This window comes from Nocardia sp. NPDC059180 (assembly GCF_042754945.1).
Taxonomy (GTDB): domain Bacteria; phylum Actinomycetota; class Actinomycetes; order Mycobacteriales; family Mycobacteriaceae; genus Nocardia.
Map to the genome: position 1 here is coordinate 141,039 of NZ_JBHZBU010000002.1, position 12,264 is coordinate 153,302.

Below are 12,264 nucleotides of genomic sequence, written 5' to 3' on the forward strand. Positions count from 1 at the left end.
TGGCGAGTGATTCATCGACACAGCCCGCCCCGGCGCACGATGGAACCGAGCGTCAGCGAGGCGGATTCGTGAAACGCTTGCGCCGCGTCCCCCTCGACGTGTGGTTCGAGCCGCTCATCATCCTGGTCATCGGCATCGGCTATTTCCTGTGGTACCGGTCGACGACGCTGACCCCGACCGAACAGGCCTCGCTCGGCTGGGACAACCTGCGGACCACGATCCTCGAACACATCAGGTTGACCGTGGTGGCCACGCTGATCGTCGTCGTGGTCGCGATTCCGCTCGGTATCGCGCTGACCCGGCCGGCATTGAAGCGGTTCGAGCCCATCGCCGTCAATTTCGCCAATATCGGCCAGGCCGCGCCCGCTGTGGGTCTGCTCGTGCTGTTCACCTTCTGGCTCGGCACCGGATTCCGCACGGCGGTGGTCGGTCTCGTCGTGTACGCGATCCTGCCGATCCTGCAGAACACGATCGTCGGGCTGCGTCAGGTGGATCAGCGAACGATCGAGGCCTCGCGCGGCATCGGCTACTCGGCGGCCAGGACGCTGTTTCTGGTCGAGTTGCCGCTCGCGGTTCCGGTGATCCTCAACGGGGTGCGCACCGCACTCGTCATCCTGGTCGGCACCGCGACGCTGAGCACCTTCATCGGCGCGACCAGCCTCGGCACCCTGATCACCACCGGCGTCACCCTGTTCCTGCCGAAACTGCTCATCTCCGGCGCGATCCTGGTCGGGCTGCTGGCATTGATCATCGATTGGCTCGGCAGACTCGTCGAGCTGGCCGCGACCCCGCGAGGTATCTCATGAGTTCGCCACGAGCACGTCTGGCCACTCTGGTGTGTGCACTCGCCATCACCGCGTCGATGCTCGCGGGTTGCGGCCTGGTGAGTTCCTCGGGCACCTTCCACGACGCCCGGCTACCCGACGGCGCACAGCCGTTGGACGGCGCGGCACTCGTCGTCACCTCCAAGAGCTTCACCGAGGGCGTGTTGCTCGGCAAGATCACCGCGACCTACCTGGCCGCGGCGGGCGCCGACGTCACCGATCTGACGGGAGCACCGGGTTCTGCGTCCTCGCGTCAGGCCCAGCTCAACGGCGACGCCGACATCCTCTGGGAATACACCGGAACGGGCTGGGTCACCTACCACAACCAGACCGAGACGATCTCCGATCCCGCCGAACTCTGGCAGCGCGTTCACGACATCGAGAAGAGCGAACACAACTTGGAGTGGCTGCCGCCCGCCAACTTCAACGACACCTATGCTTTCGGTACATCGGCTACGAATGCCGAACGGCTGCGGGTGAAGTCATTGTCCGATGTGGCCGCACTCCCCGTCGCCGACCGGACCTTCTGCGTCGACGACGAATTCTTCAGCCGCTCCGATGGTTTCCTTCCGATGCTGGATAAATACGGTATCCCCTACAACGATCCGAACGGTGTCCCGTCCGCCAACGTCACCCGGATGGACGCGGGCGTGGTCTACACCGCGACGGCCAAGGGCGCCCCCTGCAACTTCGGGATGATCTACACCACCGACGGCCGGGTGAAGAACCTGAATCTGGTGGTCCTCGACGACGATAAGAAGTTCTTCCTGCCCTACAGCGGCACGGCCGTCGTACGCGGCGCCGTCATCGAGCAGCACCCGGAATTGCGTGAACTGCTCGCCACCATTTCTGAGCGTCTCACCGACGAGCTGATGCAGGAGCTCAACGGCCGCGTCGACATCGACGGCGAGGACCCCGCCGACGTCGCCTACGACTGGCTGAAGGGCGAAAACCTGATCGAGTAGCTGTGCTCGGATCGGCCGAGCGGGGTCAATCTCGGCACGATTATTGCCCAGATCCACGAAAAGAGAATTGTGGAAACCTACGATCAATTCGCGCCGCGCGGTTGAGGAATCAAAATTCGTCACGATGGTGAGCCGCAGTCCTCGAGCCGTGGTCTTATCGTTTCCGTCCCGAACCCGGAGATCAACAATATCTGATACCCGGGATCACACTGACATTTCTGGGTTGATCCACCTTGACCCACGAAAAGAAGGACGGCTCAACAGTGCTGCGCACCCGAGGATCGCGGACCGCTCTGTCCGCACTCGCATTGGCGGCGAGTTTTTCACTCGCCGCACCGACGTCGACCATGGCCGCGCCGCGGCCCGCGGACCAGCCGGTCGTTGGGTCGATCGCGGAGAATGTTCCCTCCGACATGCTTGCCGCACTGGCACCGACTGTCGTCAGCGCCATTTCCGCTCCCGCCCATATCGCCGGCGGCGGATCCACAGCAATCCTGGCCCAGGTGCGGGCCCTGCTCGCCATTCCCGCCATCCCCGCGCAGGTCAAGGCGACTCTGGAGAAGGTCATCACCTTCCTCGACGGTAGCGGTGGCGGTGGTCCCGACCTCCCGCCGTCGGACGGTCCACGGATCGCGCAGTTCCTCTACCCGACCCTCGGAAAAGGCTGCATCGGCCCCACCTCCGACTCTGTCGGCACCGCGCTCGCCGTCCCCGGACCGGCCGAACTCCCGCCACCGGGGCCCAGGGCAGGACAGACCGCATTCGTCCTCACCGCGCTCGGCACCAAAGCCCCTACAGCCGTGCAGAATGCGCCGCTGACCGTACAGTGGCTCAACCTCGACAACCGTCGGTCGGGTGTGCAGACGCTGACCACCGCGTCCGAGATCAATGCCGAGGGCCCCGCCACCTTGTCGACCATCGCCGATACCGGTTCGGGTCGGGTCGCCGCGGTGATCTCCGGTTCGCTCACCACCACGGCCGCCGATTCCACCGTCCGGACCTGCACCTTCGCCCCGACCCTCGGGTTCTTCTCCGTCGCTTGAGCCGACGCCATCCATTGGAGTTGTTCGATCCATGAAGTTTGCTTTTCCCGGCCTGCTCAGCGGGCTGGCCGGCGTGACTCTCGGGGTGATCGCCGTGTTCGGCATCACCGCGGGCGTGCAACAGAATTCGATCCCGCCGCTGGAGACTGCCGCTGACCCTGGCTCGTCGCAGCTGGGCGACGTCGCCTACGGCAGCCGATGAGCAACGTGCGCAGGACCATCGCCTGCCTGCTCATCGGCCTCGGCGCGCTCCTGCTCGCGGCAGCGGTCATGGTCCCGACCTACACCGTCGGCAAGGTGGCCAAGACGCCGCTGGATTTGCGGGTCACCACAATCGCCAAGAGCGTGCCCGGCGAGGAAAGCCTTGTCCTGGACGCGAAATCACTCACCTCGCCCGACGGATCGGCCAGGATCGACACGGGCGTGCCGATCGTGTCGCAACGTTTTCTCACCGTCGAGGAGCCGTCCGGCGCCGATCAGATGACCATGCAGGCGGGCCAGACGTTGCGCCGCGACGATCGCGAGGGCGACACCGGCCTGCTGACCGCCTCGGTCGACCGGGTCACGATCGACCGCAAGACGGGCGAGCCGATCCCGATGTCCCCCAACGGTTCCATCGCCCTCACTGTCGACAAGTCGGGCGACTCGGTAGCCGACCCATCACAGCGCGTCGGGCTGCAGTACCGCTTCCCGATCGGCACCGAGAAGAAGTCCTATCCGTATTTCGACCTCAATGCCCGCGCCACCTACGACATCGAGTACATCGACGAGTCCGAGGTCAACGGCGTACCTGTCTACCATTTCCGCCAGAGCATCCCGGTCACGAACATGTGGGATGTCTTTCCGGCGGCGACCAACAAGCTCACTCTCCCTGCCGCCAAGTGGGGGCTGGAGGGCGACGGGCAGGTCACGATGACCCGCTTCTACACCAACACCCGTGACGTGTGGGTCGAGCCGAAGACCGGCGCAATTCTCAAGGGTGGTGAGCAGCTCCATCTGTACTACGGTCGCAGCGCCGAGCAGGTCGACGTGACCGCATTGAAGTCGCATCTCGTCTTCGATGAGGACACCATCGACGCCCAGATGGCAGTCACACAGGACAGCCTCGACAGGCTCACTCTGTTCGGACGAACCCTTCCCATCGGTTTGGCCGTCCTGGGCGGCACCGCACTCCTCGCGGGCATCATTCTCGGTGTGCGCAGCGGTTCGCCTCGCCGTCGCCGCGCTGTGCGGTAAGGAAGGGTTTCGACGCCGACCGGATCGATCTCGCCACGCGTGACGAAATCGATCCGGTCCTTCTGCGGTCCGGCCTATCTGGATACGCTCGCACGGCCGCGCAATGCGCGCTGACGGTCCTCGACAATTGTGCTGCGTCGCTGGGCCATGGCCTCGGCGGGGCTGCTTCCGGTGGTGAGCGCTTGGTAGACGGCGGCCGCGTCTTCGAGAGCGTCGCGGGCGCCGACACCGGCGGCGGGGGTGATCGCGTGGTCGGCGTCGCCGATGAGCAGGATCGGCAGCGTCGGCTGCGCGGCGTCCTCCAGGGGGACGTTGCGGGCGTTGCTGACGTGGACGTCGTCGGTCTGCCCGAGCAGGGTGCCGACGAGTTCGTTGATCGACGGCGTGGCCCGCACGACCGTGTCGACCCACTCGCCGATGGGTCGCATCCCGAGGTCGTCGGGGCCATCGAGCGGATCGCTCGCTATCCGGATGAACCAATGAGCAGGGTGCCCGGGCCGCCAGATGTGGCCGAACGTGCTCGCAGCTGCACCGGTGGCGTCTTGCTCGGCGAAAAAGTGCAGGATGTCGGGGTCGCTGTCCAATGCGATTGGGCTGGTGGTCATTCCGTACAGCACGATGTCTCCGGCATAGACCGGGGGCCGGTCGGGCTCGAGGCGGGCTCGGACCACGGAATCGATACCGTCGGCGGCGATGACGATGTCGTCGGAGCTCGTCGAGCCGTCGCCGTGCCGGATCAGGCATCCGCCGGACCCGTCGACGGCAACGTCGGTGACCGATTGCTCGTACCGGAGATCGGCGCCCGAGGTGTCGAGGAACTCGCTGAGCACCTTCATCAGCGAGCTGCGCAGCCAGAATCGGTGACCGCGGCTCATGGCGGCACGGCGGCCGTCGCTACCGACGTATTCGAGCGCATGGACCGGGGCGGAGGCATTCTGCACCGCGTCGTCGGCGACTCCGAGGTCGTGCAGGACCGAGTGGCCGCGTTCGTCGATGAACAGGAACGCGCCGCCCATGGCGTTGCGTGACCGCCGCTCGTACACGGTGACCGGAGTACCGCTGCGGGCGAGGGCACCGCCGAGGACGGTCCCGGCGATGCCGCCACCGATGATGGTGACCATTCGAAATCTCCTACTCGGGTCGAGGTCGAGCGTCCAAGAGATAGTCATGTGGGCGAATGCGCTCAATCATCGTGATCTCGAGGTCGATTCGCACGTAGCAGCCACAGTAGTGGGCCCGAGCAGTGGTTGCGGCGGATCGGCAGTCGCCGACACCGCGTTCTGCGCGCAGGCGGCGGCTCCGACCGCCGCCAGCAGAGCCGCAACATCGTCGGCGGAGGTGACATCGCATCGCATGCCGATCGCGCGAGTAGGCAGTGAATCGGCGGCAGCTACGGCTCCTTGGTTGACAGACCAGGCTCGCGTTGCGAATATTCGGCTCACGGACGCGCATATCCGCATCACAGGTGCAGCCGAAGGAGTCTCGTGACCGAGGGCAAGGGCGGATCCGCGACGTCGCCGCCGACCGATCGCGTTGTCGGAATCATCGAGTTGCTGGTGTCACTCGATTCCCCGGCGACCTCCGCCGATATTGCCGACACGCTGCATCTGAGCAGATCGACCGCGGGCGCGATCCTCACCTCGCTTCGTGAGCACGGCTGGGTCAGCAGGCTCCCCGACCTCCGGTACACCGCCGGTCCGGCCCTCATCGCCGCGGCCGACAAGGCCCGCGAGGGATTCAGTGCGCCGAGCGGCATGGCCGGACATCTCGAAGCGCTTGCCGCACGCGTCGGCTGCGGGGCGGCGCTGAGCCTCGTCGAGGCAGGTCAGCTGACCTTCATCGCCGTCACCAGGGGAATCGGCCATATTCCGGCCGGTGTCGAAGTCGGACTGCGGTTGCCGTTGCAGGCACCGGCGGGCGCCACCGTTGTCGCACTGTCGGACAGCACCGTTCAGCGTCAGTGGCTCGGCGCCACGGCACCCGGGCGTCGAGAGGGCTTGGCAGCGGCGCTCGACCAGATCGCGGACACCGGGTTCGCCGCATGGGGCGCCGATGCCGCCGACCTGCATCGCATCGACGTCCTCGGTCGCGTGGTGGCTCATCTGTCCACAAACGCCTCGAACCAGCCGTTGCGGGAAGAAGTCCACGCTTTGATGGCCGAGACCGGCGGCCACCTCTACGCCACCGATATCTGGCATTCCGAGCGCGATCTGCCGGTCAGCTATATGGCCGCACCCGTGCGCGATCGCGACGGAAAGCCATTGTGGGAGATACAGATCGGCCCATTGCGCACTGCGGTCTCCCCCATCGAGCGGCACCGCTACGTCGAGGAACTCACCGCAACGGCTCGCACACTCAGCGACTGGCCACCACATTTCGGACACACCCGATGAAGCCTTGCCCGCAGCCCACCCGTTCTTCTACCGTGTAGCTCCATGCGACTAATCGGATTATTGAATCCGAATATTCGCATTCGCGCGGGTTCGTGGATAGCGAACCCACGCAATGACACTCAGGGAGTACCCATGATCGACAGACTGGGCCGCGCCGCCGCGACCGCCGCCCTCGCCATGACGGCATTGCTCACGATCTCCACCGGATCGGCCGGCGCAGCGTTCGGTTCGCTACCACCCGCCAACCCGCACCTCGGTCCACTGGGTACGGCGACCATGCACGGTGACGCCGAATCTTCCGATGCCACACCGTTCGCAGGTCCGGGCACAGGCCGAGTCGACAGTGACTTCCGCGAACTCGCCGCCGCCTGCCCGACGATCCTGCAGGGCGCCGACGGCATGCCGCAGGCGCTGTGCACGAAAATCCTCGGCCGCTCACCGAAGGTCTTCTTGCTCAATCCGGACAATGGCCAGCCGCTCGCGTCGCTGGATCTGGAGAAGGGCAGTCTGCTCGGCGGGGTCTACGCCTACCTCGACAACCGCGACCGCATGGTCACCGTCGACGGCAGCGGTCAGCTGTTACGGATCGGGCATCGTAAAGAGGGGCTGTTCTGGAAGGTTTTCGTCGAATCGAGGACCGATATCGCCCAGGCCGTCACCGGCCATTGCGGTGGCGGCGACTGTGACGCGGTCAGCTCGGTGATGCCCGATTTCGACGGCCGGGTCTGGTTCGCCACCGATAACGCCGCGGCCGGATTCTCCGATCCGGCGACCGGTGCGGCGCGTTCGATCGTGCTCGGGCCAGGGGAAAAGGTCGCCAACAGCATCTCCACCGCTCCCGAAGGCGTGGCCATTGCCACCACGCACGCGCTGTATCTGGTCGACGTCGACGCCGCAGGCAATCCACGAGTGGTGTGGCGCAAGCCCTACGACCGCGGCCCCGCCCGGAAACCCGGTCAGTTGAGTTGGGGCACCGGCGCCACGCCAACGTTCTTCGGTCCCGGCCGCGGCACTGAATACCTGGCGATCACCGACAACGCTGTACCCAAGGAGAATCTGCTGGTATTCGACACCGCCACCGGCAACCAGGTGTGCTCGGTGCCCACCGTCGACGGCACCGAGAACTCGCCGATCGGCTCGGGCAACAGCCTGTTCGTCGCCAGTACCTACGGCTACCCGTACCCGGCGGTCCCCGAGGGCGCGGGCCCGAGCCAGCCCGCCGAGGCGAAGTTCACCGGCGGGATGGTGCGCGTCGACGTGTCGGGTTTGGGCTGCCATGTGGTGTGGACCAACGACACCAAGTCCGCGGCGGTCCCCCGTCTGTCGGTCGCCGACGGCAAGATCTACACGATCGCGCGGCGGCCGACCCTGCCCGGCAACGGCTCCGGCGTCAGCGACAGCTACCACCACACCGTCATCGACGCCGTCACCGGCCGAGTCGACCACCACGAACTCATCGGTGCGACACCCATCCACGACACGCTGCAAATGGTCGGCACGATTTCACCCGATCGAACCCTCTACCAGGGCACCATGACCGGGCTGTTCCGCATCGCTCCGCGCTGAACCCAGCGAGGCCGGATCTCACCAGACGCGCCCTGCCTCATCAGGAGCCGTGAGGGATCGGCCATCGCGTGCGATCAGCAGATCAAGTTCGACACGGCGGCCGCCGCGTCGAAGGACACGTGGACGTGGTCGTAGTGGTTGGCCGTCGCGCTGCCGCGGTCTTCCATGTAGGACCAACCGTTGCCGTCGTTGTAGCGCTGCTGCCAGATCACGTAGGTCACGCCGAATCGCTCGCGGTTCGCCAGGACGAATTCGGCGATCGCGTCGCCGTGCGCGGCATCGGTGGTCATGAAGTCCAGCGCCAAGCCTGCACCGTGGTCGTCATTGCCGCGGCCGATGGCGCCGCCGATATCGGCGACCGCGAAGGCCTTCCCGATCAGATTGCCCACTTGCGCCACGTGGGGCCGTGCGCCGACCAGCTCCGTCGAGCAAGCCAGGTGCTGTCTGGCTTCCTTGGCGAACAGCGGCGGTTGATCGGCGGCAGCCGCTGGTAGCACGGGCCGCGGCTGAGATACCGGCGGCGCGGTCGCCGGGGCGGGGTTGGCGGCCACGGCGGCCGCCGGTTGCGCATCGACCGCCCCGGCCTGCTGAGTGCCAGGGGTCGGCCCCATGGTCACCCAGAGGACGGCCATGCCTGCCGTCGCAGCGCTGCCCGCAACCAAGGGAGCGAACTTTCGGGTTGCGGTCGGTTTGCGATGTTGACCACGCATTAACTCGACCACCGCCTACTCTCGGGAACAGATCACGGATACATTACGAAATGGTCGCGCAAATGTCACGCCGACGCGCCTGTTGGATCGCGAGGGAGAGCCTCGTTCGTTTCCGGCGGGTCGTGTCCCACCTGGGAGTACGCTCACACGCGTCTGCGTGGCGGTGACCGTATGGAGGTCGGCGATGGAGGTTTTACTCGGAATCGGGACGCGCAAAGGGCTGTTCCTGGCGCGCAGCACCGACGGTCGGTCGAGCTGGGACGTCAGCCCACCGCAGTTCGCGGTTGCTGACGTGAAGGCATTGGCGATCGACACCCGCCGGGCGACGCCGCGCCTGCTCGCGGGGGTGCTGAACAGTCATTTCGGGCCGACGATGGTGGCCAGCGACGACCTCGGCGAGACATGGACCGAACCGGACGACGCACCGCTGGCCTTCCCCGAGGACACCGGAGCCGCCCTGGAAGGCGTATGGCAGATCGCGCCCGCGACCGACGCCGAGCCGGACGTGGTGTACGCGGGCGTCGAACCTTCGGCGCTGTTCCGTTCCACCGATGGCGGCAGGACGTTCGAGCTGATCAGAGGGCTGTGGGACCACCCGCACCGTCCGCAATGGCAGCCGGGCGGCGGCGGTTTGGCACTGCACACGATCCTTCCGCATCCGACGGATACTCAGCGGATCGCGGTCGCCATATCCACCGGCGGGGTGTATCAGAGCTCCGATGGCGGAGCGTCGTGGACACCGACGAACAAGGGTGTCACGGCTGATTTCATGCCGGGCGAATTGCCGGAATGGGGACAGTGCGTGCACAAGGTCGCGGTCGACGCCGAGACACCGAGCACCATGTATTTGCAGAACCACGGTGGCGTCTTCCGCACCACCGACGCCGGCGTGAGCTGGCAGAGCATCGACGGCGGACTGCCACCATCCAACTTCGGCTTCCCGATTGTCGCGCACCCGCGCCGGCCCGGCGTGATCTACACCTTCCCGCTGGTCGCGGATATGGAGCGGTTCCGGTTCCCGCCCGATGCCACCTGCGCGGTGTACCGCAGCCAGGACGGCGGCCAGAGCTGGTCGGCCAAGACCGATGGGCTCCCGCAGGTGCCGTTCTGGGCGGCGGTCATGCGCGATGCCATGTGCGCCGACAACGCCGACCCGACGGGCATCTATTTCGGTACCCGCAACGGCGAGGTCTATTGCAGCCCCGACGAGGGCGAGCATTGGCAGCTCGTGGCCGGCGAGCTGCCGGACGTGTTGTGCGTGCGCGCCGCCGTCATCGGATAGCGCCATGGCCCGCGTGCACCTGCCGTCGATGCTGCGTCCGTACGTCGGCGGCGAGAAAGAACTGGATGTCGACGGGGCGACTCTGCGCAATATTTTGGATGGCCTGCGCGATCGGTCGCCCGCACTGGAACGCCGACTCCGCGACGAGACCGGCCGATTGCGCCGCTACGTGAACTTCTACATCGGCGACGAGGAATGCCGCATGCTCGACGGGCTGGACACACCTGTCGACGCCGGTACCGAGGTCATGATCATCCCGTCGGTCGCGGGCGGATAGCGATCAATTCAAACGAGCGGCAAGGCGTTTGGCGTTCATATAGGCGATGGCCTCGATCGTCACCATGGGATTGACACCCGATGAGGTCGGGAAGCAGGAGGCGTCGGCGACAACGATATTCGGCACTTCCCAGGTCACACCCTCGGGATCGGTCGCGGAAGTATCGCGGGAACCACCCATGCGGGCGGAACCCATGATGTGCAGCGCAGCCATCGCACATTGACCGGGACCGTAGCCTGCGGCGTCACCGGCGGCGACGAAATCGGCATGCGTACCGCGCATCCCGGGCTCATACGACACGCCCGCCTGGTGGCCGGAGAATATCCGCCGGGCGCCGGCGGCCTCGAGAATCTGTGCCGCGCCACCGATTCCGGTCCGCAGGTGCGCGCTGTCGTGGGCTGACAGCGTGTATCGGACGACAGGTTCACCGCTGCGGTCGACGGTGACGGTGCCGTGGTCGCGGTCACGGGTGATGACGCCGACCACCCCGGTGTGCGCGAGTTCGAGCATGGTGGAGCGGTGCGCCTGAGCACCACGCCAGTTCATGAATCCGACCGCGAGTCCGGGCTGCACCGGTCCGGTCTCGTAGATGACGCCGTACCCGAGACCGTCCAGGTTCTGGTGCCGGCGGCAGATGCGTACCTGTAGCCCACCTTCCCACGGCCTGATCTCCTCGCCGAACACTCCGTACACCGCGGCGGCCGGATGCAGGCGCAGATACCGTCCGATGTTCTTGTTACGCAGACCCGACCGTCGCAGCAGCGCCGGAGTCTGGACCGCACCGGCGGAAACCACCACCGCGCGGGCCCTGACGTCGATCCGCACGCCCTGCGAGGTCTCTGCGGTAACCCCTTCGGCGTGACCGTTTCTCACCTCGATCCGGCGGACGTTCGCATCGACGACCAGTCGTGCGCCACGACCGGCGGCATCGTGGAGCCAGGTCTTGGTCACCGACCGTTTGGCGCCCAAGCGGCACCCGTACCCGCAACTTCCACAGTCGGCACCGGCATCACAGGCATCGGAAACATTGCGCGGCAACGTGTCCATTTCCCACCCCAGCGCGCCGGCGCCGCGCTCGAGGACGGCATCGCGGGCCGACAAGGGTGAATGGTCGCGGTTCACGCCGAGCCGCGTTTGCACCGCGGCCAGGGCTTGGTCGAATTCTGGTGCGATGAACTGGGGTACACCGAGGTCGGCCCATTCCGCGCGAACGTCGTCGGGGGTAGGTAGTGAGGTGCTCCAGTTGACGACCGTGCCGCCGCCCAGGCAGGTGCCTGCCGCAAGCGTCAGTTGGCCTTCGGCCGTGGCCTGGGGGCCGGGGGCATAGAGCCGCAGCAGCCCGTCCAGTTCGCCGGTGCCGAAATCGCGGTCGTCGTAATAGTCGCCGCGTTCGAGCACCACGACATCCAGCCCTGCCTCGGCCAGCACCGCGGCGGCGGTGCCACCGCCCGCGCCGGAGCCGACAATGACCACATCGCAGGTGAGCGTCGTCGGTTCGGTCGGCCGCAGTGGAGCGAGCGCAGGATCCGGAGCGGATTGCAGGGGCCCTGGCGGCGCGGGATACCCCATCTGCTTCCACAGCGGATTCTCCCCGGTCGGTCCCGGAGTGACGTTGTAGGCGAGCAACGCCGCGGACTTCAGCGCCTGAAAGAGCGTGCGTTTGGCCGCGAACCGGGAATCGCCCAGCCGCAGCAGCGCCTGTTCACGCTCGGCCTGTGACAGCGAGGAAAACCGCCTCGGCCCGCTACCCGAGAGCAGGCCGAACACCCGCGAGTCCCACAGGTTCAGCAGCATGGCCAGCTGCTTGGTCTCGGCTTCGCGAGGGTTGCGTTCGAGCATGCGAAAGACCGTCTCGATCGAACCCAGCTCGGTCGCCGACGGCAGTGCCGACCCGTCGCCGGGTGCGAACGTATCGCAGATCAGGCCGAGCGCGGCGCGCTGTGTTGCTGTCGGCTCCATGCGAATCCC

Annotated in this window: 12 protein-coding genes; 9 read left to right on the forward strand and 3 right to left on the reverse strand. The window is 66.4% G+C overall.

The genetic code is table 11. From position 1 onward, the window contains the following. Nucleotides 1–68: 68 nt before the first annotated feature. The 5 genes from ACFXNW_RS06765 to ACFXNW_RS06785 all read left to right on the forward strand — a co-directional run bounded on the left by ACFXNW_RS06765 (nucleotide 69) and on the right by ACFXNW_RS06785 (nucleotide 4,068). Nucleotides 69–806 (forward strand): ABC transporter permease, encoded by a 738-nt coding sequence (locus ACFXNW_RS06765; protein WP_379416520.1) that lies wholly within the window; start codon nucleotides 69–71, stop codon nucleotides 804–806. Next, nucleotides 803–1,789 (forward strand): glycine betaine ABC transporter substrate-binding protein, encoded by a 987-nt coding sequence (locus ACFXNW_RS06770; protein WP_379416521.1) that lies wholly within the window; start codon nucleotides 803–805, stop codon nucleotides 1,787–1,789. Before ACFXNW_RS06765 ends, ACFXNW_RS06770 begins: the two co-directional genes overlap by 4 nt. A 263-nt stretch (nucleotides 1,790–2,052) precedes the next feature. Next, nucleotides 2,053–2,832 (forward strand): hypothetical protein, encoded by a 780-nt coding sequence (locus ACFXNW_RS06775; protein WP_379416523.1) that lies wholly within the window; start codon nucleotides 2,053–2,055, stop codon nucleotides 2,830–2,832. A gap of 31 nt (nucleotides 2,833–2,863) precedes the next feature. Continuing rightward, on the forward strand, nucleotides 2,864–3,034 hold the full coding sequence (locus tag ACFXNW_RS06780) for a DUF2613 domain-containing protein (protein WP_379416525.1): 171 nt from the start codon (nucleotides 2,864–2,866) through the stop codon (nucleotides 3,032–3,034). Continuing rightward, on the forward strand, nucleotides 3,031–4,068 hold the full coding sequence (locus ACFXNW_RS06785) for a DUF3068 domain-containing protein (RefSeq protein ID WP_379416526.1): 1,038 nt from the start codon (nucleotides 3,031–3,033) through the stop codon (nucleotides 4,066–4,068). Before ACFXNW_RS06780 ends, ACFXNW_RS06785 begins: the two co-directional genes overlap by 4 nt. 74 nt (nucleotides 4,069–4,142) lie before the next feature. Here ACFXNW_RS06785 and ACFXNW_RS06790 read toward each other — a convergent pair whose 3' ends face one another. Then, the gene (locus ACFXNW_RS06790) at nucleotides 4,143–5,189 is read right to left on the reverse strand and encodes an FAD-dependent oxidoreductase (RefSeq protein ID WP_379416528.1); all 1,047 of its coding nucleotides are present in this window, start codon (nucleotides 5,187–5,189) and stop codon (nucleotides 4,143–4,145) included. A gap of 363 nt (nucleotides 5,190–5,552) precedes the next feature. Here ACFXNW_RS06790 and ACFXNW_RS06795 point away from each other — a divergent pair, with 363 nt between their 5' ends. After that, nucleotides 5,553–6,461: a helix-turn-helix domain-containing protein gene (locus ACFXNW_RS06795; RefSeq protein ID WP_379416529.1), complete on the forward strand. Its 909-nt coding sequence runs from the start codon at nucleotides 5,553–5,555 to the stop codon at nucleotides 6,459–6,461. 132 nt (nucleotides 6,462–6,593) lie between these two features. Next, nucleotides 6,594–8,027: a hypothetical protein gene (locus tag ACFXNW_RS06800; RefSeq protein WP_379416531.1), complete on the forward strand. Its 1,434-nt coding sequence runs from the start codon at nucleotides 6,594–6,596 to the stop codon at nucleotides 8,025–8,027. A 74-nt stretch (nucleotides 8,028–8,101) separates the two neighbouring features. Here ACFXNW_RS06800 and ACFXNW_RS06805 read toward each other — a convergent pair whose 3' ends face one another. Continuing rightward, on the reverse strand, nucleotides 8,102–8,737 hold the full coding sequence (locus ACFXNW_RS06805; protein WP_379416532.1) for a hypothetical protein: 636 nt from the start codon (nucleotides 8,735–8,737) through the stop codon (nucleotides 8,102–8,104). Nucleotides 8,738–8,921: 184 nt separating this feature from the next. Between ACFXNW_RS06805 and ACFXNW_RS06810 the strand changes: the two genes are divergently transcribed. Both ACFXNW_RS06810 and ACFXNW_RS06815 read left to right on the forward strand, forming a co-directional pair. After that, nucleotides 8,922–10,019 (forward strand): WD40/YVTN/BNR-like repeat-containing protein, encoded by a 1,098-nt coding sequence (locus ACFXNW_RS06810; protein WP_379416534.1) that lies wholly within the window; start codon nucleotides 8,922–8,924, stop codon nucleotides 10,017–10,019. A 4-nt stretch (nucleotides 10,020–10,023) separates the two neighbouring features. Continuing rightward, a complete protein-coding gene (locus tag ACFXNW_RS06815; RefSeq protein WP_379416536.1) occupies nucleotides 10,024–10,296 on the forward strand; it encodes a MoaD/ThiS family protein in 273 nt (90 codons plus the stop codon). Nucleotides 10,297–10,299: 3 nt separating this feature from the next. Here the strand turns inward: ACFXNW_RS06815 and ACFXNW_RS06820 are convergent, their stop codons facing one another. Then, nucleotides 10,300–12,255, reverse strand: a complete 1,956-nt coding sequence (locus tag ACFXNW_RS06820; RefSeq protein ID WP_379416538.1) for a GMC family oxidoreductase N-terminal domain-containing protein — start codon at nucleotides 12,253–12,255, stop codon at nucleotides 10,300–10,302. Nucleotides 12,256–12,264: the final 9 nt, after the last annotated feature.